The 26,235-nt window shown below is 67.6% G+C and carries 26 protein-coding genes; all 26 read left to right on the plus strand.

Features of this window, described 5'->3' with window-relative positions:
* Nucleotides 1–5: 5 nt before the first annotated feature.
* The 26 genes from carB to GUY37_RS08645 all read left to right on the plus strand — a co-directional run bounded on the left by carB (nucleotide 6) and on the right by GUY37_RS08645 (nucleotide 26,104).
* Nucleotides 6–3,281 carry a carbamoyl-phosphate synthase large subunit gene (gene carB / locus GUY37_RS08520; protein ID WP_166824524.1) on the plus strand — a complete coding sequence of 1,092 codons (3,276 nt, stop codon included), beginning with the start codon at nucleotides 6–8 and terminating at the stop codon, nucleotides 3,279–3,281.
* Nucleotides 3,281–4,126 (plus strand): orotidine-5'-phosphate decarboxylase, encoded by an 846-nt coding sequence (gene pyrF / locus GUY37_RS08525; protein WP_166824528.1) that lies wholly within the window; start codon nucleotides 3,281–3,283, stop codon nucleotides 4,124–4,126. Before carB ends, pyrF begins: the two co-directional genes overlap by 1 nt.
* A 173-nt stretch (nucleotides 4,127–4,299) precedes the next feature.
* Nucleotides 4,300–4,611 carry an integration host factor, actinobacterial type gene (gene mihF, locus GUY37_RS08530; protein ID WP_152346336.1) on the plus strand — a complete coding sequence of 104 codons (312 nt, stop codon included), beginning with the start codon at nucleotides 4,300–4,302 and terminating at the stop codon, nucleotides 4,609–4,611.
* Between the two features lie 19 nt (nucleotides 4,612–4,630).
* Nucleotides 4,631–5,194 (plus strand): guanylate kinase, encoded by a 564-nt coding sequence (gmk, locus tag GUY37_RS08535; RefSeq protein ID WP_166824531.1) that lies wholly within the window; start codon nucleotides 4,631–4,633, stop codon nucleotides 5,192–5,194.
* A gap of 12 nt (nucleotides 5,195–5,206) precedes the next feature.
* Entirely contained in the window at nucleotides 5,207–5,542 is a 336-nt protein-coding gene (rpoZ, locus tag GUY37_RS08540; protein ID WP_228278442.1) for a DNA-directed RNA polymerase subunit omega, read from the plus strand.
* Complete coding sequence (gene coaBC / locus GUY37_RS08545) at nucleotides 5,539–6,813, plus strand: bifunctional phosphopantothenoylcysteine decarboxylase/phosphopantothenate--cysteine ligase CoaBC (protein WP_166824534.1); 1,275 nt, start codon at nucleotides 5,539–5,541, stop codon at nucleotides 6,811–6,813. The genes rpoZ and coaBC overlap by 4 nt, the downstream gene beginning before the upstream one ends.
* Nucleotides 6,810–8,015, plus strand: coding sequence for a methionine adenosyltransferase (metK, locus tag GUY37_RS08550; protein WP_166824536.1), 1,206 nt, complete (start codon nucleotides 6,810–6,812; stop codon nucleotides 8,013–8,015). Before coaBC ends, metK begins: the two co-directional genes overlap by 4 nt.
* A 12-nt stretch (nucleotides 8,016–8,027) precedes the next feature.
* Nucleotides 8,028–10,133 (plus strand): primosomal protein N' family DNA-binding protein, encoded by a 2,106-nt coding sequence (locus GUY37_RS08555; RefSeq protein ID WP_166824539.1) that lies wholly within the window; start codon nucleotides 8,028–8,030, stop codon nucleotides 10,131–10,133.
* Nucleotides 10,134–10,162: 29 nt separating this feature from the next.
* Nucleotides 10,163–11,095, plus strand: coding sequence for a methionyl-tRNA formyltransferase (gene fmt / locus GUY37_RS08560; RefSeq protein ID WP_166824541.1), 933 nt, complete (start codon nucleotides 10,163–10,165; stop codon nucleotides 11,093–11,095).
* A 5-nt stretch (nucleotides 11,096–11,100) separates the two neighbouring features.
* Nucleotides 11,101–12,639 carry an RsmB/NOP family class I SAM-dependent RNA methyltransferase gene (locus tag GUY37_RS08565; protein ID WP_166824543.1) on the plus strand — a complete coding sequence of 513 codons (1,539 nt, stop codon included), beginning with the start codon at nucleotides 11,101–11,103 and terminating at the stop codon, nucleotides 12,637–12,639.
* Between the two features lie 3 nt (nucleotides 12,640–12,642).
* Nucleotides 12,643–13,305, plus strand: a complete 663-nt coding sequence (gene rpe / locus GUY37_RS08570) for a ribulose-phosphate 3-epimerase (RefSeq protein ID WP_166824545.1) — start codon at nucleotides 12,643–12,645, stop codon at nucleotides 13,303–13,305.
* 50 nt (nucleotides 13,306–13,355) lie between these two features.
* Nucleotides 13,356–14,021, plus strand: coding sequence for a nicotinamide mononucleotide transporter family protein (locus GUY37_RS08575; protein ID WP_152346344.1), 666 nt, complete (start codon nucleotides 13,356–13,358; stop codon nucleotides 14,019–14,021).
* A 98-nt stretch (nucleotides 14,022–14,119) separates the two neighbouring features.
* The gene (locus GUY37_RS08580; protein WP_166824548.1) at nucleotides 14,120–14,383 is read left to right on the plus strand and encodes a phosphoribosyl-ATP diphosphatase; all 264 of its coding nucleotides are present in this window, start codon (nucleotides 14,120–14,122) and stop codon (nucleotides 14,381–14,383) included.
* Between the two features lie 53 nt (nucleotides 14,384–14,436).
* Nucleotides 14,437–15,276, plus strand: coding sequence for an ATP phosphoribosyltransferase (hisG, locus tag GUY37_RS08585; RefSeq protein ID WP_166824550.1), 840 nt, complete (start codon nucleotides 14,437–14,439; stop codon nucleotides 15,274–15,276).
* Nucleotides 15,277–15,283: 7 nt separating this feature from the next.
* Nucleotides 15,284–15,718: a PH domain-containing protein gene (locus tag GUY37_RS08590; protein ID WP_227492528.1), complete on the plus strand. Its 435-nt coding sequence runs from the start codon at nucleotides 15,284–15,286 to the stop codon at nucleotides 15,716–15,718.
* Nucleotides 15,719–15,720: 2 nt separating this feature from the next.
* Entirely contained in the window at nucleotides 15,721–16,926 is a 1,206-nt protein-coding gene (locus GUY37_RS08595) for a CaiB/BaiF CoA transferase family protein (RefSeq protein ID WP_166824552.1), read from the plus strand.
* A gap of 11 nt (nucleotides 16,927–16,937) precedes the next feature.
* Complete coding sequence (locus GUY37_RS08600; RefSeq protein ID WP_166824555.1) at nucleotides 16,938–18,440, plus strand: carboxyl transferase domain-containing protein; 1,503 nt, start codon at nucleotides 16,938–16,940, stop codon at nucleotides 18,438–18,440.
* Nucleotides 18,441–18,449: 9 nt separating this feature from the next.
* Nucleotides 18,450–19,214 carry an imidazole glycerol phosphate synthase subunit HisF gene (hisF, locus tag GUY37_RS08605; protein WP_152346350.1) on the plus strand — a complete coding sequence of 255 codons (765 nt, stop codon included), beginning with the start codon at nucleotides 18,450–18,452 and terminating at the stop codon, nucleotides 19,212–19,214.
* Complete coding sequence (gene hisI, locus GUY37_RS08610) at nucleotides 19,211–19,567, plus strand: phosphoribosyl-AMP cyclohydrolase (RefSeq protein ID WP_166824558.1); 357 nt, start codon at nucleotides 19,211–19,213, stop codon at nucleotides 19,565–19,567. The genes hisF and hisI overlap by 4 nt, the downstream gene beginning before the upstream one ends.
* Nucleotides 19,470–21,110 (plus strand): anthranilate synthase component I, encoded by a 1,641-nt coding sequence (gene trpE, locus GUY37_RS08615; RefSeq protein ID WP_166824561.1) that lies wholly within the window; start codon nucleotides 19,470–19,472, stop codon nucleotides 21,108–21,110. The genes hisI and trpE overlap by 98 nt, the downstream gene beginning before the upstream one ends.
* A 4-nt stretch (nucleotides 21,111–21,114) precedes the next feature.
* Nucleotides 21,115–21,663: a Trp biosynthesis-associated membrane protein gene (locus GUY37_RS08620; RefSeq protein WP_166824564.1), complete on the plus strand. Its 549-nt coding sequence runs from the start codon at nucleotides 21,115–21,117 to the stop codon at nucleotides 21,661–21,663.
* 96 nt (nucleotides 21,664–21,759) lie between these two features.
* Entirely contained in the window at nucleotides 21,760–22,026 is a 267-nt protein-coding gene (locus tag GUY37_RS08625; protein WP_166824567.1) for an HGxxPAAW family protein, read from the plus strand.
* Entirely contained in the window at nucleotides 22,023–22,820 is a 798-nt protein-coding gene (trpC, locus tag GUY37_RS08630) for an indole-3-glycerol phosphate synthase TrpC (RefSeq protein ID WP_166824570.1), read from the plus strand. Before GUY37_RS08625 ends, trpC begins: the two co-directional genes overlap by 4 nt.
* A 127-nt stretch (nucleotides 22,821–22,947) precedes the next feature.
* Nucleotides 22,948–24,162: a tryptophan synthase subunit beta gene (gene trpB / locus GUY37_RS08635; protein WP_166824573.1), complete on the plus strand. Its 1,215-nt coding sequence runs from the start codon at nucleotides 22,948–22,950 to the stop codon at nucleotides 24,160–24,162.
* Nucleotides 24,159–24,950, plus strand: a complete 792-nt coding sequence (gene trpA, locus GUY37_RS08640) for a tryptophan synthase subunit alpha (protein WP_166824576.1) — start codon at nucleotides 24,159–24,161, stop codon at nucleotides 24,948–24,950. The genes trpB and trpA overlap by 4 nt, the downstream gene beginning before the upstream one ends.
* The gene (locus tag GUY37_RS08645; protein WP_166824579.1) at nucleotides 24,947–26,104 is read left to right on the plus strand and encodes a prolipoprotein diacylglyceryl transferase; all 1,158 of its coding nucleotides are present in this window, start codon (nucleotides 24,947–24,949) and stop codon (nucleotides 26,102–26,104) included. The genes trpA and GUY37_RS08645 overlap by 4 nt, the downstream gene beginning before the upstream one ends.
* The last annotated feature ends 131 nt before the right edge of the window (nucleotides 26,105–26,235 follow it).

Below are 26,235 nucleotides of genomic sequence, written 5' to 3' on the forward strand. Positions count from 1 at the left end.
CCCCAATGCCACTGAGACAAGACCTCACCTCCGTCCTCGTCATCGGCTCCGGCCCGATCGTCATCGGCCAAGCCTGCGAATTCGACTACTCGGGCACCCAGGCCTGCCGCGTGCTGCGCTCCGAAGGGCTGCGTGTCATCCTCATCAACTCGAACCCGGCGACGATCATGACCGACCCGGACATCGCCGACGCCACCTACGTCGAACCCATCGACCCGGAAGTGATCGAGACGATCATCGAGAAGGAGCGCCCCGATGCTCTCCTGCCCACCCTCGGCGGACAGACCGCACTCAACGCGGCCATCGCCCTCCACGACGCCGGAGTGCTCGAGAAGTACGGCGTCGAACTCATCGGCGCCGACGTCGATGCCATCCAGCGCGGTGAGGACCGTCAGAAGTTCAAGGACATCGCCGAGGCCTGCGGTGCCGAGGTGGCCAAGTCCGCCATCTGCCACAGCCTCGACGAGGCGCTGGCCGCCGCCGAGGAACTCAGCTACCCGGTCGTCGTCCGCCCCTCTTTCACCATGGGCGGCCTGGGCTCGGGCATGGCCTATGACGAAGCCGATCTGCGTCGCATCGCCGGTGCCGGACTCTCCGACTCCATCACCCACGAGGTGCTGCTCGAGGAATCGATCCTCGGGTGGAAGGAATACGAACTCGAACTCATGCGCGACAACAAGGACAACGTCGTCGTCGTGTGCTCGATCGAGAACGTCGACCCCGTCGGCGTGCACACCGGCGACTCGATCACCGTGGCCCCGGCACTGACCCTGACCGACCGGGAATATCAGTCGATGCGCGATATCGGCATCGCCATCATCCGCGCCGTCGGCGTGGACACCGGCGGCTGCAACATCCAGTTCGCCGTGGACCCGAAGACCGGACGCATCATCACCATCGAGATGAACCCGCGCGTGTCCCGGTCCTCGGCGCTGGCCTCCAAGGCCACCGGCTTCCCGATCGCGAAGATGGCCGCGAAGCTCGCCGTCGGCTACTCGCTCGACGAGATCCCCAACGACATCACGAAGGTCACCCCGGCCAGCTTCGAACCGACCCTGGACTACGTGGTCGTGAAGATCCCGCGCTTCACCTTCGAGAAGTTCCCGGCAGCGGACCCGACCCTGACGACGACGATGAAATCCGTCGGCGAAGTCATGGCCCTGGGGCGCAACTTCACCACCGCACTGCAGAAGGCGATGCGCTCACTCGAGCAGAAGGACTCCTCCTTCAGCTGGGCCGACCTGCCCGACGTCTCCGACGAGGATGTCCGCGAATCCGTCCTCGAAGCCATCTCGCATGCCACCGCCGACCGCATCCATTCGGTCCAGCGCGGACTCGCCGCCGGACTGAGTGCGGCAGAGGTCTTCGACGCCTGTGAGATCGACCCCTGGTATCTCGACCAGATCCAGCTCATCAACGAGGTGGCCGCCTATATCCGCGACGCCGACGAACTCGACGAGCAGGTGCTGCGGCTCGCGAAGAACCACGGCTTCTCCGACGAGCAGATCGCGGCCCTGCGCGTCCTCGACACCGGTGTCGTCACCGGCATCCGCCACGCCCTGCGCGTGCGCCCGGTGTTCAAGACCGTCGACACCTGCGCCGGCGAATTCGAGGCACACACCCCGTACCACTACTCGAGCTACGACGCCGAGACCGAGGTCGCTCCCCGCGACCGGCCCGCAGTGATCATCCTCGGCTCCGGACCGAACCGGATCGGCCAGGGCATCGAATTCGACTACTCATGCGTCCACGCCACGATGGCGATCGGCTCGGCCGGATACGAGACGATCATGGTCAACTGCAACCCCGAGACCGTGTCGACCGACTACGACACCGCCGACCGCCTGTACTTCGAACCCCTGACGTTCGAAGACGTCATGGAGGTCTACCACGCCGAGCTCGCCGCCGGTGAGGTCCTCGGCGTCGTGTGCACACTCGGCGGACAGACTCCGCTGGGACTGGCCGACAAGCTCAAAGCCGCAGGCGTGCCGGTGCTCGGCACCCAGCCCGAAGCCATCGACCTGGCCGAGGACCGCGGAGAGTTCGGCACCGTCCTCGACCGGGCCGGACTCACCGCACCCAAGCACGGCACCGCGGTGACCGCTGCGGAGGCCGCCGCGATCGCCGAGAACATCGGCTACCCGGTGCTCGTGCGTCCCTCCTACGTCCTCGGCGGACGGGGAATGCAGATCGTCTACGACCGCACTCAGCTGTTCGACTACATGGCCAGCGCCACGGAGATCTCGACCGACCGTCCGGTGCTCGTCGACCGGTTCCTCGAAGACGCCATCGAGATCGACGTCGACGCCCTCTTCGACGGCCACGAGGTCTACATCGGCGGGATCATGGAACACATCGAGGAGGCCGGAATCCACTCCGGCGACTCCGCCTGCGTGCTGCCCTCGCTGACCCTGGGCGACGACGTGCTCGAACGGGTCCGCCAGGCCACGTCGGCCATCGCCGAAGGTGTGGGTGTGCGTGGACTGCTCAACATCCAGTTCGCGATCGCCGCCGATGTCCTCCACGTCATCGAAGCCAACCCGCGGGCCTCCAGGACCGTGCCCTTCGTCTCGAAGGCGACCTCCACCCAGCTGGCCAAGGCCGCGGCGCTCATCGCCGTGGGCCGCACGATCGACGATCTGCGCGGTGACCTGCTGGCCGCAGAGGGCGATGGCTCGACCCTGCCGCTCGATCATCCGATCGCCGTCAAGGAGGCGGTCCTGCCGTTCCGCCGGTTCACCACCGTCGAAGGCAAGATCGTCGATTCGATCCTCGGCCCCGAGATGCGGTCGACCGGCGAGGTCATGGGCATCGACCACAACTTCCCGACGGCCTTCGCGAAGGGCCTCCTCGGCGCATCCGTGAAGCTGCCGACCTCCGGCACCGTGTTCGTGTCCGTGGCCGATCGGGACAAGCGGGCCATGGTTCTGCCGGTCAAGGAACTCGTCGACATGGGCTTCGACGTCGTCGCGACCACCAGCACCGCGGCCGTGCTCTCCCGCTACGGGATCAAGACCACTCAGGTGCACAAGCACTTCGAGGCCGACGCCGAAGACCGTACGGTCATCGACTACCTCGCGGCGGGCACCATCGGCATGGTCATCAACGTTCCCTCGGGCCGACAGGAACGTGCCGACGGCTATGAGATCCGGGCCGCCGCGACCGCGAACTCCGTGCCGCTGATCACGACTCTCGCCGAATTCGCCGCCGCCGTGACTTCGCTCGAGGTCATCCGGGACTCGAAGTTCGACGTGCGGAGCCTGCAGGACTGGAGCGCCTGATGTTCGGCACCCGGCTGGCAGCCGCCATGGCCGAGCACGGACCGCTGTGTGTGGGCATCGACCCGCATGAGCATCTCCTGGCCTCCTGGGGACTGCCGGCCAGCGCCGCAGGAGTGCGGGAGTTCGCTCTCCGCGCGGTCTCCGAGCTCAAGGGTTCGGTGGCCGCGGTGAAACCGCAGTCGGCGTTCTTCGAACAGTACGGCTCCGCCGGGGTCGCTGCTCTCGAAGAGACCCTGGCCGCGGCCGGGGAAGCCGGGCTGCTCACCGTCCTCGACATCAAACGCGGTGACATCGGGTCGACCATGGGCGCCTACGCGAAGGCCTATCTCGATCCCGCGTCGGCGCTGGCGGCGGATTCGATCACGGTCTCGCCCTACCTCGGATTCGGGGCTCTGGAACCGGCATTCGAACTCGCCGCCGCCCACGGCAAGGGCGTGTTCGTCCTCGCACTGACCTCGAATCCGGAAGGCGCAGAGGTCCAGCACGCCGGAGGCGGAGGCGGTTCGGTGGCGGGATCGATCGTGTCCCGGGTGCGGCAGCGCAATGCTCACGCGCTCGGCTCCGTCGATGGTCTCGGTCCCTTCGGACTCGTCGTCGGCGCGACCATCGGCAGTGCGGCGAAGGACCTGGGGTTCGACCCCAACGACTGCGGGGGACCGATCCTCGCTCCGGGCGTCGGCGCGCAGGGAGCCGGTCTGGCCGAGCTGCGCGAGGTCTTCGGTGACCGGGCCCTGGCGTCGGGACAGGTGCTCGCCACGGCGTCCCGGGCAGTGCTCGGTGCCGGGCCCGACGGCCTGGCCGACTCCGCGGCCGCACTCAATCGTGCGCTGACGGCACTCGACTGACCCCCGGTGTCCGGATCGCTGGTCGGTCCGGACACCGGATTCGCCGGTCTGCCCATAGGTGAATTCCGGCTCGCCGGGCCATTAATTCTGCCCATATCGCCTCTCGGCAGGGATTTTGTCTTAGACTGAGACAACTTCCCTACCTGCCCGTTCATGGTGACAGAGGAGATAATGTGGCACTCGAACCGTTGACCCCGCAACAGCGTTCCGCTGCGCTGGACAAAGCGTTCAAGGCACGTCAGGCACGAGCCGAAGTGAAGTCGGCGCTGAAGAACGGTGATACCGATCTCGCGGCCGTGCTCAAGAAGGCGGCAGACGACGAAGCACTGGCGAAGATGCGTGTGCTCGATCTGCTGAGGGCTCTGCCCGGAGTCGGTGACCGGCGAGCCGAAGCCGCCATGGATGAGGTCGGCATCGCCACCTCTCGGCGGATCAAGGGGCTGGGCGTCCACCAGAAGTCCGCCCTGTTGGAGAAATATTCCTGAGTGTGACAACCTCAGATCTGTGAATAATCGACTCACCGTCCTCGCGGGTCCGACCGCCGTCGGAAAAGGCACAATCAGCACCTATATTCGGCAGAACCACCCCGAGGTCTGGTTCTCCGTGTCGGCCACGACCAGGCCCAGGCGCCCCGGTGAGATCGATGGTGTCCATTATCACTTCCTCTCCGACGATGCCTTCGACGCCCTCATCTCCGATGGCCGGCTGCTCGAATACGCCGTCGTCCACGGGCGCCACCGCTACGGCACCCCCGCGGCCCCGGTGGAGGAGAAGCTCGAACAGGGGATTCCGGCTCTGCTCGAGATCGACCTGCAGGGCGCCCGCCAGGTCAAAGAGAAGATGCCCGACGCCCGCTTCGTCTTCCTCGCCCCGCCCAGCTGGGACGAACTCGTCTCCCGACTGACCGGTCGCGGGACCGAAACGGATGAGGAGCAGGAGCGACGACTGGCCACCGCGAAACGCGAATTGGCCGCAGAATCGGAGTTCGACGTGACCATCGTGAACGACCACGTTCGCACTGCGGCCGAAGAACTCCTATCATTGATGGGTATATCCACCTCCGATTAGATGGGAATCTCCTTGCCCGCACAGCCTGAAGGCATCACTAATCCTCCGATCGACGATCTGCTGGGCGTGACCGGTTCGAAGTACGAACTGGTCTCGATCGCGGCAAAGCGCGCCCGTCAGATCAACTCGTACTACGCCCAGCTGCAGGAGGGACTGCTCGAGAACGTCGGTCCGCTCGTCACGCCCGGCACCAACGAGAAGCCTCTGTCGATCGCTCTGCGTGAGGTCAACGAGTCGAAGATCGTCGCCCGCGAGGTCTCCGAAGCCGACTTCATCCAGGCCGCACCCGAGGCCGAAGCCACCGCTCCTGTGAGCAACGACGGCGCGATCGACTTCAGCGACCAGTGAGAATCGTACTCGGCGTCGCCGGTGGGATCGCCGCCTATAAGGCGGCACACGTCATCCGGCGACTCCGGGAGCTCGACCACAGCGTCAAGGTGGTTCCGACGGCCAACGCGCTGAAATTCATCGGTGCCCCCACGCTCGAGGCCCTGTCCGGCCAGACCGTGACCACCGACGTCTTCGACGAGGTCGACACCGTCAACCATGTCCGGATCGGACAGGAAGCCGAACTCGTCATCATCGCCCCGGCGACGGCTGACCTGATCGCGAAGATCACCGCCGGAATGGCCGATGATCTGCTCACCGCCACCGTGCTCACCACAACCGCCGAGGTGGTCGTGGCTCCGGCCATGCACACGGAGATGTGGCTCAATCCCGCCACCGTGGCGAACATCGCGACTCTGCGCGCCCGCGGCATCCATGTCCTCGACCCCGCCGTCGGTCGCCTCACCGGTCCCGACTCCGGTCCCGGACGCCTGCCCGAACCCGATGACATCGTCGACTTCGCCCTCTCCGTGGAGACCGGCCGGACGACGGCCGAACAGCCTGGCGAAGAGACTCGGGCGCTCTCGGGCCGCCGCATCGTCATCAGCGCCGGAGGCACCCGGGAAGCACTCGACCCCGTCCGATTCCTCGGCAACCGGTCTTCGGGCAAGCAGGGCATCGCCCTGGCCAAGGCCGCCCATGCCGCGGGCTCGCACGTCGAGCTCGTCGCCGCGAACATCGACTCCGGACTGCTGGCCGGACTGCCCGCGGACATCACGATCACCCCGGTCGAATCCACGCTGGAGCTGCAGGCTGCGATGCACACGGCCCAGACAGGTGCCGACGCGATCATCATGGCCGCGGCCGTCGCCGACTACCGGCCGGCCGAGACCACCGACTCGAAGATGAAGAAGTCCGGAGACGACGGACTGACTCTGCGGCTCGTGCAGAACCCGGATATCCTGCGCGGACTCGTCGACGAGCGCAGCCGACAGACCCGCCACGGTCGCCAGATCATCGTCGGATTCGCCGCCGAGACCGGTGACGCCGACACCGCCGCGCTCGACTACGCTCGGGCCAAGTTCCGCCGCAAGGGCGTCGACCTGCTCGTGTTCAACGACGTCTCCGACGACCGTGCCTTCGGTCACGACGACACCATGGTCCAGATCATCTCCGCCGAGAACGGCGAGGTCGTCGTCGGTGATGAATCCCACGGGTCGAAGGACGATGTTTCACAAAAGGTCATCGCGGCCCTGTCCGACCAGTTCACCCACGTAGAATCGACGACGTGACACAAACAAATCTGCGTTTCTTCTCATCCGAGTCCGTCACCGAGGGACATCCCGACAAGATCTGCGACCAGATCAGCGATGCGGTGCTCGACGATCTGCTCCGGCAGGACCCCAATGCCAAAGTGGCCGTGGAGACCATGGTCACCACCGGACTCGTCCACGTCGCCGGTGAGGTGAATACGGCCGCCTACGCCGACGTCGCCGGAATCGTGCGCAGCCTCATCACGGGGATCGGCTACGACTCCTCTGACACCGGCTTCGACGGACACTCCTGCGGAGTCTCCGTCTCCATCGGCAGCCAGTCCACGGACATCCACTCCGGTGTGACGAACCCGCTGGACTTCCGCGAAGCCGTCGCATCCTCCGACCACGGCACCAGCCTCGGCGCGGGAGACCAGGGGCTGATGTTCGGCTATGCCGACAACTCCACCGATGTGCTCATGCCGCTGCCCATCCACCTCGCCTCCCGGATGGCGGAGCAGCTCTCAGCCGTGCGCAAATCCGGCCGACTCGACTACCTGCGCCCGGACGGGAAGACGCAGCTGACCCTCGGCTACGACGGGGACGAAGCCGTGTCGATCGAGAACGTCGTCGTCTCCACCCAGCATTCGGCGGAGACCAGCCAGTCCCAGCTGCACACGGAGATCAGGGAACTCGTCATCGACCCGGTGATCGCGACCTCCGGCCTCGACCTGTCGGGCACGAACATCCACATCAACCCCGCCGGCCCCTTCGTCACGGGCGGACCGATGGGTGATGCCGGTCTGACCGGACGGAAGATCATCGTCGACACCTACGGCGGATTCTCCCGCCACGGCGGCGGAGCGTTCTCCGGCAAGGATCCCTCGAAGGTCGACCGTTCGGCCGCCTACGCAATGCGCTGGGTGGCGAAGAACGTCGTCGCCGCCGGTCTCGCCGCCCGTGCCGAAGTGCAGGTGTCCTATGCGATCGGACGTGTCGACCCGATGGGTCTGTACGTCGAGACCTTCGGAACGGAGAAGGTCGACCCGGCGGCGATTTCGGCAGCCATCCGCGAGGTCTTCGACCTCCGCCCGGCGATGATCATCCAGGAACTCGACCTGCTCCGCCCGATCTACTCGCAGACCTCGACCTACGGCCACTTCGGTCGCGAACTGCCCGACTTCACCTGGGAGGTCACGGACCGCGCCGAGGACCTGCTGCGCGCCGTGTCCTCCCGCTAGTCTGCCGTCGGCGTGGACGAACCCCTCCCGATCGACACCGGCACCTCGGCCGAAGGCCAGGTGCCCCTGGCGGCGACCGATCCGGTCGCGCAAGTGCTCATCGACCATCCCGTCCCGCACCTGGCGCGGACCTTCGACTATGCGGTCCCGGAAAAGCTCGCCGAGGCGGCCCTGCCCGGTGTGCGCGTGAGAGTGAAGTTCGCGGGGAAGCTGCGCGACGGCTATCTGCTCGACCGCGTCGGGTCCTCGGACCACATCGGGCCGCTGGCCGCGATCCAACGCGTCAGCGGGCCCGTTCGGGTGCTCCGTGACGATCTGCTCGCCCTGAGCGAAGCCGTCGCCCGCCGCTACGGGGGCACGCTGGCCGATGTGCTGCGCCTGGCCATCCCACCGCGACACGCGCGCGGGGAGAAGTCCGTGCTCAAGGCGGAGAAGGCAGCCGAAGCAGCCGGGAAACAGGCTGATGCTCAGGCGACAGGTCCCGCGAACGATCCGGAGCAGGCGACAACGGACGACTCCCCGGAGGAACCGCGGCTCCTGGGCCGCCTCGGCGAATGGGTTCTCGCAGCGGCGGGGGAGTCTCCGGGACCGACGGGAGAGGCTGCGACACAGGCTCCGGAAGCCGACGGAACGTCGGGGCCGCCTCGGCGCAGGGCCTTGGCCTGCACACCCGGGCCGACACCGGGACTCAGCTGGATCCGTGCCGGGCTCGATGCCGCACGGGCGACCCTCGAGGCCGGCAGATCCGTGCTCTGGCTCGTGCCCGACCATCGCGAACTCACCGTGCTCCGATCGAGTCTCGCCGCCGCCGGGATCGCGGAGGTCTCGGTGCTCAGCGCCGATCAGTCACCGGAGCTGCGGTGGCAGGCCTGGCTGCGCGGGCTGCTCGGTCACACGCGCATCACGATCGGCACCCGCGCCGCCGCCTTCGCTCCCGTCGCGGACCTCGGGCTCATCATCTGCACCGATGATGCGAACCTCAACTACCTCGACCAGCATGCCCCGTACCCGCACGCTCGGGAGGTCTGCCTGCTGCGGTCGACGATCGAGGACGCCGAACTGCTCTTCGTCTCCACCGATCGCAGCGCCGAAGTCCAGCGCCTCGTCGAAATCGGGTGGCTGGCCGATGCCACGCCGATCGGCCCCGCACGACGGCACGCCGCCCCCGTCGTCTTCGTCCCCGACGAGGAACGAGACCCCTTCGCCTGGCAGCGCATCCCGAGCCGGGCCTGGCAGATCATGCGCACGGCCCTGCGCCCGCGTGCCCGTGACGGGGGAGTGCCGGGCCCGGTTCTCGTGCAGGTGCCGCGGTCGGGCTACTATCCGGTCTTCGCCTGTGCCCGCTGCCAGGAAGTCGCCCGCTGTCCCCAGTGCCAGGCGACTCTGACCACGCAGTCGGAAGTCGGACCGTTCGCCTGCCGATCCTGCGGATACCACTCGGAGACGTTCAGCTGTCTGCGCTGCCGCTCGAACCGCGTGCGGTCGATCGTGCGCGGCCGGGCCCGCACCGTCGAAGAGCTCGCCAGAGCGCTGCCGGACATCGAGATCGTCGAATCCGGAGGTGACCACATCTCCACGGTGCTCGACGAGACACCGCGCCTCGTCGTGGCCACGACGGGCGCCGAACCCTATGTGCTCGGCGGCTATGCCGCAGCGATCCTCTTGGATTCGCTGTGGCCGGGTCCGTGGATGCGTTCGATCGACGAAAGCGTGGCACGCCGACTGCGAGCCGCCTCCCTGGTGCGCTCACGCGATGAGGGCGGAGCCGTCTACCTCGGCGATGAGGACGAACTCATCCGGCAGACCCTGACCTCCTTCGATCCCACCACCTTCATGTCCCGGCAGCTGAGCGACAGGAAGGTCCTCGGCTTCCCGCCGTACCGTCGGATCCTCGAACTCACAGGAGCCGGCGTCGACATCGACACGGTGCTCGGCGAGATCGGCGAGGTCGAGGAGCTGCTGCGCGAGGACGCCGAGGACGGCCAGCGCAGCGTCAGCGCCTACCCGTTCTCCGCCGGAGACCGCGTCGGGACGAGAGCGGCAGAGATCATCGCCTCACGGTCGGCGAAGAAGCAGCCGCAGGTGCGAGTGCGAATCGATGATCCCCGGTCGCTGTGACGGACCGACGAACCAGTAGAATCCAAGTCGTGGATATCGTCTTCGCCGGCACCCCTGATGTCGCAGTTCCCGCCCTCGAGGCACTCGCCGAATCGGACCACCGCATCCGGGCGGTGCTCACCCGACCCGATGCGCCCGTAGGACGCAGACGAGTCCTCACCCCGTCACCGGTGAAGACCCGCGCCGTCGAACTCGGACTGCCCGTGATCGAAGCCGACCGACTGCGTGGCGACGTCATCTATCAGCTGCGGGACCTCGACGTCGATGCCGTCGCGGTCGTCGCCTTCGGCGCCATCGCCGGACCCGCTGCGCTGGGCATCGCCAGGCTCGGCTGGTTCAACCTCCACTTCTCCCTGCTTCCCGCCTACCGCGGGGCCGCCCCCGTCCAACGCGCCCTCATAGGCGGTGAGACCACGAGCGGAGTCAGCGTGTTCCGCATCGACGAGGGCATGGACAGCGGTCCCGTGCTGCGCAGTCTCGAACTGCCGCTCGACCACCCGGACGTCGCCTCCGCACTCGAGGACTATGCGCACCGAGGCGCTCCCGAGCTCGTCGCCGCCTTCGACGAACTGGCCGCCGGCACTGCGACCGAGACCCCGCAGACCGGTGAGTCCAGCCATGCGGAGAAGATCACCGTCACCGACGCCCACCTCGACCTCTCCGCACCCGCAGCCCGCGTCATCGACCGGGCTCGCGGGACCAGTCCCGCACCGGGACCGTGGGTGGAACTCGACGGCAAGAGGACGAAGCTCTTCGGACTCACCCCCGCCCCCGAGGTGACAGCCACCGGCGAGGTGGGCGAACTGACCACCTGGCAGCAGCAGCCGGTGCTGCGCTGCGGTGACGGCTGGGTCCACGTCGAGGCGATCCAACCCTTCGGCAAGGCCCGCATGAACACCGCCGACTTCCTGCGCGGCCGGCAAGACGTGACCTTCGACCCCTATACCGAAGAGAAAGCATAAGAGCTATGGCTGAGTCAGCAGGCAGAGATCGCCGAGGCGGCAGCCGCGGACACGACGGCAATCGCGGACAGCGCCGAGGCGGTCCCCGAGACACCGCCCGACGCGGCGGGCCCGGCCGCGGACGAGGCGATCGAGACCGCGCACCGCAGGATCGCGGAACACCGCATGCCGAACGGGCGGGCAAGAACCTGCCGCGGCGCATCGCCTGGGAAGTCCTCCTCGACGTGGCGACGAAAGACGCCTACGCGAACCTGCTGCTGCCTGCCAAACTCGCCCGCACCCATATGGGCGCTCAGGACGCCGCCTTCACGACCGAACTCACCTACGGTGCCCTGCGCCGACAGAAGTTCTACGATGCGGTCATCGAAATCGCCTCATCCCGCGCCATCGACAAGATCGATCCCGAACCCCTGGCCGCGATGCGCCTCGGCGCCCACCAGCTGCTGTCGATGCGCGTGCCGAACCATGCGGCACTGTCCGAGACCGTGGCTGTGGTCAAACGCTCCGCGGCGAAGACCGCCGGATTCGTCAACGCCGTGCTCCGGCGCATCTCGGAAGCCGAACCCGCCGTTTGGCTCGACCGCGTCACCGCCGAGGCATCGGAGACCACGCGGCTGGCCATCGAACACTCCCATCCCGAATGGGTCGTGCGCTCCCTCACCCAGGCACTCAAGGGACACGGCCGCGACGCCGCCGAACTCGAAGCGCTCCTCGCAGCCGACAACGCACCCGCGAAGGTCGGTGTGTCCGCCCTGCCCGGGCTCATCGACCGCAGCGAACTGCCGGGAGAGCCCACCCCGCTGTCACCGATCGGCGTCACCCTGGACACCGCGGTGCCGCGGGACGTCGCAGCCGTGGCCGACGGACGCGCCCGCGTCCAGGACGAAGGATCGGCCCTCGTCGCCCTCGCCCTGGCCGAGGTCGAAGCGCCCACCGGAACCTGGGCCGACCTGTGCGCCGGACCCGGCGGCAAGGCCGCCGTCCTCGGTGCCGCTGCCGCCGGCGAAGCGACGACGCTGGATGCCTTCGACTCCAGCGAGCACCGCGTCGACCTCGTCCGCGACTCCACCCAGGCACTGACCAACGTCACCGCCGCCATCCGCGACGGACGCGAGGCCCGCGGGCCCTACTCGAAGATCCTCGTCGACGTGCCCTGCTCCGGGCTCGGCGCGCTGCGCCGTCGCCCCGAAGCCCGCTACCGCAGACGGCCCGAAGACATCACGGCCCTGACCGGACTGCAGCGCGAACTGCTCGCCGCAGCCCTCGACGCGTGCGCGCCCGGGGGAGTGGTCGCCTACTCGACCTGCTCCCCGCACTATGCCGAGACCGTGCTCATCGTCGACGAAGTGCTGCGGCTGCGCACCAAGTCCGGTACCGCGGACATCGAGATCCTCGACACCCCGGCCGTGCTGTCGGCGATCACCGGCACCGAGGCGGAATCGTTCGCCTCGGTGACCCGGGACGGAGGACGATACGCTCAGCTCTGGCCCCACGTGCACAACAGCGACGGAATGTTCCTGGTCCTCCTGCGAAAGGCGAAATGACCCATGCCCATCGACATCAACCCCTCCATCCTGTCCTCGGACTTCTCCGATCTGCGTGGTGAGCTTACGAAGATCAGCACCGCCGATATGGCCCATATCGACGTCATGGACAACCATTTCGTCCCGAATCTCACCTTCGGCCCGCCCGTCGTCGAACGCATCCGGGCGATCTCTCCGATTCCGCTCGACGCCCATCTCATGATCGCCGACGCCGATCGCAACGCACCCGTGTACGCGGAGATCGGCTGCGCCTCGGTGACCTTCCACGCCGAGGCAGCCGCCGCCCCCGTCCGCCTGGCCCGGGAGCTGCGCCGCCTCGGAGCGAAGGCGAGCCTCGCACTCAAACCGGCCACCCCGATCGAACCCTTCATCGACCTCCTCGGCGAGTTCGACCAGATCCTCATCATGACCGTCGAGCCCGGGTTCGGCGGTCAGAAGTTCCTCGACGTGTGCCTGCCGAAGATCGCTCGGACCCGCGAGGCCATCTCGGCCTCCGGACTCGAGATCAGGCTGCAGGTCGACGGGGGCGTCTCCGCATCGACGATCGACCGAGTCGTCGACGCCGGAGCCGACGTCCTCGTGGCCGGCTCCGCCGTCTACGGCGCCGAGGATGCCGCAGCGGCCATCAGTCAGCTGCGCACCCTCGCCGACGCACACACCCACTGACCGATCCGGGCCGGATGAACTCACCGGCCCACACCTGAAGAGAGCCTGCGATGGACCTGTTCGACTGGTTGAACACCCCGGCATTCGAACTGCTGGGCAAACCCGTGCCGTACTCCGACCTGTTCGGAAACATCTGTGCCCTGGCCACGGTCGTCCTCGCGCTGCGCCGGAACATCCTGTCCTGGCCGGTGCAGATTCTGGGCTCCATCCTCCTCTTCTCCGCCAGCCTGTCCGCCGGCCTCGGCGGCAACGCCTCCCGGCAGGTCGTCATCATCGTCGCCGCGATCTGGGGATGGACGCAATGGAAGAAGTCCAAGGCCGCCGCCGGCGAAGTCCTCGTCCGCTGGGCCACCTGGAAGGAACGGGCGATCCTGCTCGCGGCTCTCGTCATCGGCACGGGAGTCTTCGGCTGGGTCCTCGCCCTGGGCGGGTGGTCCTGGAACCCGTACCCCGACGCGTACATCTTCATCGGCTCGATCGTGGCCATGTACGCCCAGGGCCGGGCCATCGTCGAATTCTGGTTCGTCTGGCTCGCCGTCGACCTCGTCGGCATCCCCCTGGCGATCTCCGGCGGACTCGTCTTCTCCGGAGCCGTGTACCTGTTCTTCCTCGTCATGGTCGTCCTCGGACTCATCGACTGGTCGAAGCGCTCACGCCAGACGATCTCGGCGCCCCACCGTCCGGCCACCGATATCGGCCGCGACCCCGAGGACTGACACTCACCGACCGCAGCGCCGGTGCGAGCCGGCCCGCGGCGTTTTGGAACATGAGACCCCGAATGCTGCGGTCGATGAGGATGCATTAGGCTGGAGAAGTGAAGACCTTTGAGACTCTCTACGCCGAACTCCAGCAGAAATCCCTCGATCGACCGGCCGGTTCGAAGACCGTGGCCGAACTCGACGCCGGAGTCCATGCGATCGGCAAGAAGGTCGTGGAAGAGGCCGCCGAAGTGTGGATGGCCGCCGAATACGAAACCGAGGAAGAGCTCGCCGAGGAGATCTCGCAGCTGCTCTACCACCTGCAGGTGATGATGATCGCCAAGGGACTGACCCTCGACGACGTCAACACCCACCTCTGAGACCCTCCCACGAACCCGACCGACCCGACGCCATCGAACTCCAAAGGGACCCCATGCTGCGTGTAGCCGTGCCCAACAAGGGCGCACTGTCCGAAGCCGCCTCCGACATGCTCAGCGAGGCCGGATACTCCACTCGACGCGGAACCAAGACACTGGTCCATCAGGACGAAGTGAACGGAGTCGAGTTCTTCTACCTGCGCCCCCGCGACATCGCCATCTACGTCGGCTCCGGCATCCTCGACGCCGGAATCACCGGCCGTGACCTGCTGCTCGAATCGCAGGCCGAAGCCGACGATGTGCTCGGGCTCGGATTCGGCGCCTCCCGCTTCTTCTACGCCGGCACCACCGGCTCCTTCACCTCACCCGACCAGTTGGCCGGCGCCCGCATCGCCACGAGCTTCCCGAACCTCGTCGACGCCGACCTGCAGCGACGCGGAATCCCCGCGACGACCGTGCAGCTCGACGGAGCGATCGAGGTCTCCATCCAGCTCGGAGTCGCCGACGCCATCGCCGATGTCGTCGAAACCGGTTCCACCCTGCGCGCCGCGGGTCTCGAGACCTTCGGCGAGCCGCTGCTCGAATCCGAAGGCGTGCTCATCCAGCGCGCCGGAGCCGAATCCCGCATCGGCGTGCTCAAACGCCGCCTCGAATCGGTCATGGTCGCCCGCCAGTACGTGCTCGTCGACTACAACATCGAACACCGACTGGTGCCCGAAGCGATCTCGCTGACCCCGGGACTCGAATCCCCGACCGTGTCGCCGCTGCAGGAGACCGGTTGGGTCGCCGTGCGCGTCATGGTCGAAGCGAAGGAAGTCAACAACGTCATGGACCGACTCTACGGAGTCGGCGCCCGTGCGATCCTGGTGACGAACATTGGCGCCTGCCGAATCTGATCTCGCCGTGTTCCGGCCCCGACAGGTGCGCATCATCAGCATCGTCGGTGCCATCGCCGTGACCGCCGGGTTCGCGGTCCTGTCCGTGGCGCTGTTCGTCGTGGACTGGGAACCGTGGACCGTGCTCGACATGGTATGGATGAACCTGCTGGGCATCCTCTTCGGAGCCGCCCTGCTGCGCATCTCGGATATCCAGGCTCGGCCCACCGAGGAGGGACTGGTGGTCAAGAACATGGTGCGCACCCGCCGGTTCGACTGGGGGCAGATCCTCGGAGTGACGTTCTCACCCGTCGGTGACGACCCCTGGCCCTCGCTGGACCTCACCGACGGCACCACCTACGCGGTGATGGCGATCCAGCATGCCGACGGTCCCCGCGCCCATGCGGAGGTCGCACGATTGCGTATGCTCGTCAGCAGACGCACCCACTTCAAGGAGGATTAGGAATGGCGAACGAGACACCCGAGACCGAGTCGGCGCCCCTGACCGGATACACCGTGGTCGATCTCTCCCGAGCCCTGGCCGGCCCCCATGCGGGAATGATGTTCGGCGACCTCGGGGCGCGAGTGATCAAGGTCGAGAACCCCGGCAAGGGCGATGATTCGCGGTCCTGGGGCCCTCCCTTCGTCGGCCCCGAGGACAACCCCCAGGCCACCTACTTCTTCTCCTGCAACCGCAACAAGGAATCCATCGCCCTCGACCTCAAATCCGAGACGGGCACGAACACGCTGACCGGACTCATCGCACGTGCCGATGTGCTCATCGAGAACTTCCGCTCCGGCGTCCTCGATCGGCTCGGCTTCTCCACCGCCCGATGCATGGAGATCAACCCGCGCCTGGTCATCCTCTCCATCACCGGCTTCGGCCACGACGGGCCGGAGGCCTCCCGCGCCGGCTACGACCAGATCGCCCAGGGCGAGGCCGGACTGATGTCGCTGACCGGGTCCGGACCCGATGACATGCAGCGTGTGGGTGTGCCGATCGCCGATCTGCTCGCCGGGATCTACGGCTCCTTCGGCGTGCTGGCCGCTCTGCTCGAGCGCGAACGCACCGGCCAGGGCAAGGTCGTGCGCACCTCGCTCATCGCGGGAATGGTCGGCGTCCACGCCTTCCAGGGAACACGGGCGACCGTGGCCGGGCAGGAACCCCAGCCGGGCGGCAACCACCACCCGTCGCTGTCGCCGTACGGACTCTTCAACTGCCGCGACGGCGCCGTGCAGATCTCCGTGGGCAACGAGAACCTGTGGCAGAAGTTCTGCGCCGCCTTCGACATCGACCCCGCCACCGAAGGTCTGGCCGACAACGCCTCACGCGTGGCCAACCGGCCGGAACTCATCGAACTCATCGAAGACCGCTTCTCCGCCTTCGACGCAGCCGATCTGCTCGCCAAGCTCACCGAGGCGGGAATCCCGTCCGGCACTGTCCGCAGCCTGCCCGAGGTCTACCAGTGGGAGCAGGCGCTCAGCCAGGGACTCAAGGTCTCCGTCGACCACCCGGTGCTCGGCGACATCGATCTGCCCGGACCGCCACTGCGCTTCTTCGACGCCGGCGCCTCCGGCGAGGTCGAAACCACTCGCACCGCCCACGACGCCCCGCCGCTGCTGGACGAAGACGCGGACTCCATCGTGGCGTGGCTCGCCGACGGAAACTGAACGGGACCGTCATGACGCGTCTGAACGCATACGAACTCGTCGACATCGTCCTCGACCAAGGATCCTTCCTGTCCTGGGACTCCACGCCCATCCGACCGGCCGGCGGGATCTCCGCAGACTATGCCGCGGAACTCGATGCCGCGGCGCAGAAGTCCGGAGTCGACGAAGCCATCATCACCGGTGAAGGCACCATCGACGGCCGCCGGGTGGCCGTGGTCGCCGGCGAATTCCGGTTCCTCGCCGGCTCCATCGGCGTGGCCGCGGCCGAACGCCTCGTCGACGCCATCGAACGCGCCACCCTCGAGGGACTGCCCCTGTTGGCCGGACCCGCCTCGGGAGGCACCCGCATGCAGGAAGGCACCATCGCCTTCCTGTCGATGGTGAAGATCACCAACGCCGTCATCGCCCACCGCAAGGCCGGACTGCCCTACCTCGTCTACCTGCGCCATCCCACCACCGGAGGGGTCTTCGCCTCCTGGGGATCGCTGGGGCATGTCACCGTGGCCGAACCCGGGTCCCTCATCGGGTTCCTCGGCCCCCGAGTGTTCGAGGCCATCTACGGAGAGAAGTTCCCGGAGAACGTGCAGACCGGGGAGAACCTGCACAAGATGGGCATCGTCGACGCCGTCATCGGTCCCGAACGCATCGCCGGCACCGTCTCCCGCGTCCTCGATGTGCTCATGGGCGGCAAGGAGGTCCCGGGCCAGGTGCCGGATCCGGACACCGCACCGGCCACCGTCGATCCGACCTCCGATGCCTGGGCCGCGATCACCAGCTCGCGTCGCCCCGAACGCCCCGGAGTCCGTGACCTGCTGCGGACCGCCGCGAACACCGTCCTGCCGCTCAACGGCACCGGGGAAGGGGAGAAGGATCCCGGACTGCTGCTGGCCCTGGCGAAGTTCGGTTCCGCGCCGTGCATCGTCCTCGGCCAGGACCGCTTCCGGCAGGACTCCCGTGCCCCGATGGGGCCGGCGGCCCTGCGTGAGGCCAGGCGCGGAATGCGGTTGGCCGCAGAACTGCACCTGCCGCTCGTGACCGTCATCGACACCCCCGGTGCGGCCCTGTCGAAGGAAGCCGAAGAAGGCGGAATAGCCGGCGAGATCGCCCGCAGCCTCGCCGACCTCGCGAACCTCGACGCCCCGTCCGTCTCGCTCATCCTCGGTGAGGGATCCGGGGGAGGGGCACTGGCACTCATCCCCACCGACCGGGTGCTCAGCGCCGAACACGGCTGGCTCTCGCCCCTGCCGCCCGAGGGTGCATCGGCGATCGTGCATCGCACCACCGAGAGGGCCGCCGAGATGGCGCAGAGTCAGGGCGTGCACGCGCCCATGCTGCAGGCCAGCGGAGTCGTCGACCGGATCATCGCCGAACACCCCGATGCCAGCGACGAACCTCTCGACTTCGTCGCCCGGGTCGGACAGACACTCGAATACGAACTCATCTCGCTCATGCGCGAACCGTCGGCCAGGCGCCTGGCCCGCCGAATGGATCGCTACCGGGGCCTGGGAATCTAGGAGGACTGCGTGGTAGCTGTCAGAGTCATCCCCTGTCTGGACGTCGACGGCGGACGCGTCGTCAAGGGAGTGAAGTTCGCCGACCTCAAGGACGCCGGCGACCCCGTCGAGCTCGCCCGCCGCTACGGCGAATCCGGTGCCGACGAACTCACCTTCCTCGACGTCACGGCCAGCAGCGGTGACCGGGAGACCGTCCATGACGTCGTCCGCGCGTGCGCCGAAGAGGTCTTCATCCCGCTGACCGTCGGCGGCGGCATCCGCAGCGTCGCCGACGTCGACCGTCTGCTGCGCGACGGAGCCGACAAGGTGTCGGTCAACACCTCGGCGGTGGCGAACCCGGAGCTCATCAGCGAGATCTCCCGACACTTCGGCAACCAGGTCCTCGTCCTGTCCCTCGACGCCCGTCGCACGCAGGGAACGAGCACGGAATCCGGATTCGAAGTCACCACCCGCGGCGGCAGAGAAGGAACGGGCCGATGCGCGATCGACTGGGTCCGGGAAGCCGCGGAGCGCGGGGTCGGCGAGATCCTGCTCAACTCCATCGACGCCGACGGCACACGTGAGGGCTTCGACCTCGAACTCATCAGTGCCGCCCGCGCCGCCGTCGACGTACCGCTCATCGCCTCGGGCGGAGCCGGCAAGGTCGAACACTTCGCTCCGGCGGTCGAAGCAGGAGCCGATGCGCTGCTGGCCGCCAGCGTCTTCCACTTCGGCACGCTGAGCATCGCCGAGGTCAAGGACGCACTGCGTTCGCAGGGAATCGACGTCCGATGAGCAGCGATATCGACGCCACTCCGCACAACTGGCGGGAGATCATCGGACTGGGCGACGACGGTCTCATCCCCGTCATCGTCCAAGAGGCCACGAGCCGCGAGGTGCTCATGCTCGCGTGGATGGACGTCGAAGCCGTCTCCCGCACACTGGAGACGAGGCGGGCCACCTACTGGTCGCGGTCCCGGCAGGAATACTGGGTGAAGGGGGAGACCTCCGGCCATGTCCAACATGTCCGCTCGCTCAGCCTCGACTGCGATGCCGACGCCCTGCTCATGCTCGTCGACCAGACCGGACCCGCCTGCCATACGAACACCCCGACCTGCTTCACCGGAAGGACCATCAGTGTCGACTGACCCAGCGGCGAACCCGACCGACCTGCCGATCCGACCCAGCCTCGACCAGTTCCGCGCCCTCGGCGCCGACCATCGGCTGGTGCCGGTCCACACCCAGGTGCTCGCGGACTCGGAGACCCCGCTGAGCCTCTACCGCAAACTCACCGACGGCGGACCGGGAAGCTTCCTCTTCGAATCCGCGGTCGCCGGATCCTGGGCCAGGTACTCCTTCATCGGATCGGCACCCGTGGCCACACTCATCTCCACCGAGGACGGATTCCACTGGACCGGCACTCCGCCGGTGGGCGTGCCCACCGACGGCGACGTCCTCGACGCGGTCACCGCCGCCCTCGACCTCCTCGCCGTGGCCGCAGCGGAATCGGGGCTGCCGCCCATGGTCTCGAGCTTCGTCGGCTACTTCGGGTGGGACATCGTCCGCCGCTTCGAACGGCTCGGCCCGCCGCGGCCCAACGAACACCACCTGCCGACCGTGCAGCTGATGATCCCCGGCGACATCGCCGTCTTCGACCACTATTCGGGAACGGTCACCCTCGTGGCCAATGTGTTCAACGTCAACGGCGCCGACACCGGCATCGAGGAGGCCCACGCCTCAGGCGTCGCGCGCATCACGGCGATGCTCGACCGTCTGCACCAGCCCAGCCCGGCCGATGTCCTCCGTCCCCGCAAGGCCGACCCCGAGGTGGCCACCCGCACCCAGCCGCAGGTGTACCTCGACGGTGTGGAGACGGCGAAGCAGAAGATCGTCGATGGGGAGATCTTCCAGGTCGTCGTCGGCCAGCGCTTCGACACCCCGTGCGATGCCGATCCGCTCAGCGTGTACCGGATGCTGCGGCATGCGAACCCCAGCCCATTCATGTACCTGCTCAACCTCCACGATGACGGCGGCGACCCGGTGAGCATCATCGGCTCCTCGCCGGAGGCACTCGTCACCGTCCGCTCCGGAGAGGTCCTCACCCACCCGATCGCCGGTTCCCGACCCCGCGGCACCACCCCGGAGGCCGATGACTCCCTGGCCCGAGAGCTCCTGGCCGATGAGAAGGAACGCGCCGAGCACCTCATGCTCGTCGACCTCGCCCGCAACGACCTCGCGAAGGTGTGCACGGCCGGAACCATCGACGTCAGCGAGTTCATGGACATCGTCCGCTACAGCCACATCATGCACATCAGCTCCACGGTGCGCGGCGAACTCGAACCCGGAACCACCGCCGTCGACGTGCTGCGGGCGACCTTCCCCGCCGGCACCCTGTCCGGGGCACCCAAACCGCGGGCACTGCAGATCATCGACGAACTCGAACCCGTCGGGCGCGGAATCTACGGGGGAGTGGTCGGCTATATGTCCTTCACCGGCGACCTCGACCTGGCCATCGCCATCCGCACCGGAGTGCTCAGCCACGGCACGATGAGCGTCTACGCCGGAGGCGGGCTCGTCGCCGACTCCGTGCCCGAGACCGAATACCAGGAATCCGAGAACAAGGCCGCGGCCGTGCTGCGCGCCGCCGCCGCAGCGAACGCCCTGCACACAGCCGAAGGAACCCAGAGGTGAGGCCATGACGAAATCACGCGGAGTCCTCATCGTCCTCGTCATCGCCGCAGCACTGTGGGCACTGACGATCTCCGCCTGGCAGGTGGGCGCCGCCGGCGACACGCTCGGACCCAGCGGTGTGGCAGAGGTCACCGAGGATGCGAGTTCGCAGGCCTCACCCGTGGCCACCTCCTGCGTGGCGATCATCGCGGTCTCGGGACTGCTCGCCGCGATGCTCGGGCGGATCGGACGCTTCGTCGTCCTGGGACTGGCCGGGATCGCCGGAATCGGCTACGGGATCACCGCCCTGACCGCCGCCTCGGCGCCGGGAGCCACCTCATGGGCGATCATCGCGGCAGTGGCTGCGGGAATCGGCGTCATCGGCATCGTCTGGGTCTCCGTCGCCTCGAACGGGTGGGCGAACTCCAACCGCTACGCCCGCAGCGCCGAGGCCGCCGGCGGAGAATTCGACTCGGCCGCGACCTGGGATGCCCTCTCCCGCGGGGAAGACGTCGACGAGGCACCCGACGGCGAGGATCCGAGCGATCCGGACTCCGAGCCGGATTCGAAATGACCTTGTGACCGGGTCGGTGTCCGGTCGACCGAAGAAGCGTGACACAATGGAGGAAAGTTTCCACACGCGTGTCACGCAGTCACTCTAAGGAGCGCCATGTCGCAGTCCATCGCCCGCAACGGGGCCGCAGATCTCGACAAATCCACGATCGACTACGCAGCGATCGCCGATCCCGGTCACGGCAACTCGGTGGCGGGATGGACCGGTGTGATCATAATGCTCCTCGGCGTGTCCGTCGGCTGCGTGGGCTTCACGATCCACAACCCCACGATCACCTACATCTCCATCGGCATCGTCGCCCTCGGCGTCGTCGTCGGCCTGATCCTGCGTGCCGTCGGACTGGGCAACAAGCCGAAGAAATGACAGTTCTCCATGACATCGTCTCCGGCGTGCGGGAAGACCTGCAGGCACGCCGGAACGAGGTTCCGCTGAGTGAGATCACGGCTCGTGCCGCGGCGGCCGAGCCCGTCCGCCGCTTCGACCTGCGTGCCGACTTCGGCGTCATCGCCGAGGTCAAACGGAAGTCGCCCTCCCGCGGAGACCTCGCCCGGATTCCCGACCCCGGAACGCTGGCCGGCCTGTATGCCGCCGGCGGTGCCCGCGCCATCAGCGTGCTCACCGAAGCCCGCCGCTTCAACGGCAGCCTCGACGACCTCGACTCGGTGCGCGCCGCCGTCGACATCCCTGTCCTGCGCAAGGACTTCATGGTCGACGAATACCAGTTCCATGAGGCTCGCGCCCACGGCGCCGATATCGTCCTGCTCATCGTCGCAGCCCTCGACCCCGTGCAGCTGGGCGAATTCCATGCCCTCGCCACGGAACTGGGGATGACGGCGCTCGTCGAGACCCACAATCGCGAAGAGCTGGACATCGCGGCCGAACTCGGTGCCGAGCTCATCGGGGTCAACACCCGCAACCTCAAAGACCTCAGCGTCGACACCGACCGGTTCGCGCCCTTGGCCGACCTGGCCCCCGACGAGTGCACCCTCGTCGCCGAATCCGGGGTGGCCGGCGCCGCCGAAGTGGCGAAGTACGCGGATGCCGGAGCCGATCTCGTGCTCGTGGGCGAAGCCCTCGTCACCGGCGGCCCCCCGCAGGCCGCAGTCGAGGAGTACACCGCGCTCGGCCGGGAACGCCGCTCTCTGTCCGCATCCTGAACCCCGCCCGCGACGGCCGCCGCAAGTGGCCGACGATGGGCCAATACTGCACCCATTCGGTCGTCCGGCAGGGCCGAGGCTCCTCGCCTCACCCGCCGACGCCACGAGGAGATCGAGAAGGACCGCAATGACCGATTTGAGCCAGGAGACCGGACCGTACTTCGGCGAGTTCGGAGGCAGGTTCATCCCCGAAGCGCTGATCCCGGCACTCGACGAGATCGATGAGACCTGGCGCAAATCCCAGGTGGACCCGGCCTTCACCGACGAACTCCTCACCCTGCAGCGCAACTACATCGGCCGTCCCTCGCTGCTCACCGAGGCCACTCGCTTCGCCGAGCACTGCGGCGGAGCCCGCGTCTTCCTCAAACGCGAAGACCTCAACCACACGGGCAGCCACAAGATCAACAATGCACTGGCCCAGGCGCTGCTGGCCAAACGGATGGGCAAGACCCGTCTCATCGCCGAGACCGGAGCCGGACAGCACGGAGTCGCCACGGCGACCGCCGCCGCCCTGCTCGACATGTCCTGCGTGGTCTACATGGGTGAGGAGGACACTCAGCGTCAGGCTCTCAACGTCGCCCGCATGCGGCTGCTCGGAGCCACGGTCAATGCCGTGACCAACGGCACCCGCACGCTCAAGGACGCGATGAACGAAGCCATGCGCGACTGGGTGGCCAATGTCGACGACACCCACTACGTCATCGGCACGGTCGCCGGCCCCCACCCGTTCCCGGCGATGGTCCGCTCCTTCCAGAACGTCATCGGCGTCGAAGCCCGCGAACAGATCCAGGACATGGTCGGCCGTCTGCCCGACGCCGTCTGCGCCTGCGTCGGCGGCGGTTCGAACGCCATGGGCCTCTTCGCCGCGTTCCTCGGCGATGCCGACGTGAAGATCTTCGGCTTCGAAGCCGGCGGCGAAGGAGTCGACTCCGGCCACCATGCCGCCCGGTTCTCCGGCGGACGCCCCGGCGTCCTCCACGGCTCGGCCACCTACATCCTCCAGGACTCCGACGGACAGACGCAGGCCTCCCATTCGGTCTCCGCCGGGCTCGACTACCCCTCGGTCGGCCCCGAACACTCCCACCTCCACGACATCGGGCGCGTGACCTACGAACCCGTCGTCGACGACGAGGCGATGGAGGCCATGCGGCTGCTCTCCCGCACCGAAGGCATCATCCCCGCCATCGAATCCGCTCACGCCCTGGCCGGAGCCATGCGCATCGGCCGTGAGCTCGGACCCGACGCGGTCCTGCTGGTCAATCTCTCCGGCCGCGGCGACAAGGACATGACGACCGCCGCGAAATGGTTCGACTACATCGACGAAGGAGCGGTGCAGGTATGACGCACTCAGGACCACGCACAGGAACCACCCTCGACGCCGTCGCCGAGGCGGGCCGCAAGGCCGCGCTCATCGCCTACCTGCCCGTCGGATTCCCGACGGTGCCCGGATCGCGTGAGGCGATGGTCGAACTCGTCCGCAACGGCGTCGACATCATCGAGGTCGGCATGCCGTACTCCGATCCCGGGATGGACGGACCCGTCATCCAACGCGCCGGCGAAGCGGCGCTGGAGAACGGGGTGCGCACCACAGACATCTTCACCGCCGTCGAAGCGATCGCCGAGGCCGGGGGGACCGCTGTCGTCATGAGCTACTGGAACCTCGTGCTCCAGTACGGCATCGACAGATTCGCCCGCGACCTCGCCTCGGCCGGAGGCGGCGGAATCGTCACCCCCGACCTCATCCCCGACGAAGCCGGACCCTGGCTGGCGGCGTCGGCGAAGCACGACCTCGACCGGATCTTCCTCGCCGCCCCCTCGTCGACGCCCGAACGTCTGGCCCGGATCGTCGAGCACAGCTCCGGATTCGTCTACGCCGCCTCGACCATGGGGGTCACCGGTGTCCGCTCCGAGGTCGACAACCACGCCCGTGACCTCGTCGCCCGGCTGAAGGAAGCCGGAGCCGAACGCGCCTGCGTGGGCCTCGGCGTGTCGAACCGCGAGCAGGCGGCCGAGGTCGCCGAATACGCCGACGGCGTCATCGTCGGCTCCGCCCTGGTCCGGGCGCTGGACTTCGACGGAGTGGCCGGAGTCGGTCGTCTCGCCGCCGAGCTCGCAGAAGGGTGTGCATGAGCTTCAGCCCGGCATGGGTCGTCTTCACCGTCCTCGGCATCGGCCTCGCCCTGTGGATGACGAGCATCCAATGGCGCGCCCGCGGCGGCCATAAGGGAGACCTGTGGGCCATCACGGTCGTCGGTCTCCCGGCAGCCGTCGTCGGCGGACGCCTCGGACATCTGCTCTCGGCACCGGACACCTACTTCGGCCCCGAGGGCAGTCCCCTGCGGACGCTGGCCGTCTGGGACGGCGGATTCAGCTTCTGGGGAGCCACCATCCTCGGCTTCCTCTCCGTCTGGGTGCTCACCCGCTTCCAAGGCATCAGGTTCCGACCGCTGCTCGACTCGGTCGCGCCGGGGCTCATCCTCGGCCACGTCGCCGGTGCCTTCAGCGACTGGTTCGACGGTCGCCTCGAACTGGTCACGGTGCTCACCGAATCGGTGTGGAACCTCATCGCCTGCGTCGTCCTCATCACCGTGTCCAAACGCCTCCGGCTCGGCTACGGTCAGGTCTTCGCCCTCTACCTGTGCCTGTTCGGCCTCGGCCGCATCCTGCTCGAGGCCCTGCGGATCGGCACTCCCGCCGCCGAGGATGCGCGCCTCCTCCTCGGACTGCCGATCAACGTGTGGACGGCCATCCTCGCCCTGCTCATCGGCCTCGGCTGGCTCATCGTCTCCCGTCTGCGCCATCGCACCTATGAGACCGGTGTCTACACCCACGGATCCCGCACCCTGCTGCGCCGTCACCGCCGCGGAAAGCACACCTTCGATGTCAATGCGCCCAATATCGCCGACACGTCCGGGGCCCCGCTGCCGTCGGTAGCGCGCGTGGCCGCCCCCGACGGCCCGCACGGTCGCGTCGACACAGGGACACCGATCCGTCGCCGTTCGACGACCACCGCATCCTCTGCCGATGCTTCCGGAGCAGCTGCAGGGGCATCTGCGGGCCCGGCAGACTCCGACGATTCGGCGTCTGCGACGGTGAGCGGCGCCGCGAACGACGCCGGCACGAACGACGCGGAGACCGCGGACGAACCGGGCATCGATCTCAACGGCCGCCACAGCTTCGGATTCTTCGGTGCGGTCACCTCCGCGATCTCGATCGTGCCCGATGTGCGCGGAACATCGGCCCCCGAACCACGCGAAGACAGCCCCCGCTCGTCCGAAACCTAAGACGAATAGGTTCGCACTTCGTTCCTTTCTCTGCTTCTTCTGAAATTGCACATGGTGTAAGTTGAGACTCCGGCTGTGAGAGTGATCTCACAGCCGGGTTCGGAAAACCCCTTTCCGGACTCGTCCATACC

The organism is Brevibacterium limosum (assembly GCF_011617705.1).
Classification (GTDB): domain Bacteria; phylum Actinomycetota; class Actinomycetes; order Actinomycetales; family Brevibacteriaceae; genus Brevibacterium; species Brevibacterium limosum.

Excerpts from the sequence above, each read along its gene's own strand:
- carB (WP_166824524.1), top strand. The coding sequence starts at position 6 with ATGCCACTGAGACAAGACCTCACCTCCGTCCTCGTCATCGGCTCCGGC.
- pyrF (WP_166824528.1), top strand. The coding sequence starts at position 3,281 with ATGTTCGGCACCCGGCTGGCAGCCGCCATGGCCGAGCACGGACCGCTG.
- GUY37_RS08565 (WP_166824543.1), top strand. The coding sequence starts at position 11,101 with ATGGCTGAGTCAGCAGGCAGAGATCGCCGAGGCGGCAGCCGCGGACAC.
- rpe (WP_166824545.1), top strand. The coding sequence starts at position 12,643 with ATGCCCATCGACATCAACCCCTCCATCCTGTCCTCGGACTTCTCCGAT.
- GUY37_RS08575 (WP_152346344.1), top strand. The coding sequence starts at position 13,356 with ATGGACCTGTTCGACTGGTTGAACACCCCGGCATTCGAACTGCTGGGC.
- hisG (WP_166824550.1), top strand. The coding sequence starts at position 14,437 with ATGCTGCGTGTAGCCGTGCCCAACAAGGGCGCACTGTCCGAAGCCGCC.
- GUY37_RS08595 (WP_166824552.1), top strand. The coding sequence starts at position 15,721 with ATGGCGAACGAGACACCCGAGACCGAGTCGGCGCCCCTGACCGGATAC.
- GUY37_RS08600 (WP_166824555.1), top strand. The coding sequence starts at position 16,938 with ATGACGCGTCTGAACGCATACGAACTCGTCGACATCGTCCTCGACCAA.
- hisI (WP_166824558.1), top strand. The coding sequence starts at position 19,211 with ATGAGCAGCGATATCGACGCCACTCCGCACAACTGGCGGGAGATCATC.
- trpE (WP_166824561.1), top strand. The coding sequence starts at position 19,470 with ATGCCGACGCCCTGCTCATGCTCGTCGACCAGACCGGACCCGCCTGCC.
- GUY37_RS08620 (WP_166824564.1), top strand. The coding sequence starts at position 21,115 with ATGACGAAATCACGCGGAGTCCTCATCGTCCTCGTCATCGCCGCAGCA.
- GUY37_RS08625 (WP_166824567.1), top strand. The coding sequence starts at position 21,760 with ATGTCGCAGTCCATCGCCCGCAACGGGGCCGCAGATCTCGACAAATCC.
- trpC (WP_166824570.1), top strand. The coding sequence starts at position 22,023 with ATGACAGTTCTCCATGACATCGTCTCCGGCGTGCGGGAAGACCTGCAG.
- trpB (WP_166824573.1), top strand. The coding sequence starts at position 22,948 with ATGACCGATTTGAGCCAGGAGACCGGACCGTACTTCGGCGAGTTCGGA.
- trpA (WP_166824576.1), top strand. The coding sequence starts at position 24,159 with ATGACGCACTCAGGACCACGCACAGGAACCACCCTCGACGCCGTCGCC.
- GUY37_RS08645 (WP_166824579.1), top strand. The coding sequence starts at position 24,947 with ATGAGCTTCAGCCCGGCATGGGTCGTCTTCACCGTCCTCGGCATCGGC.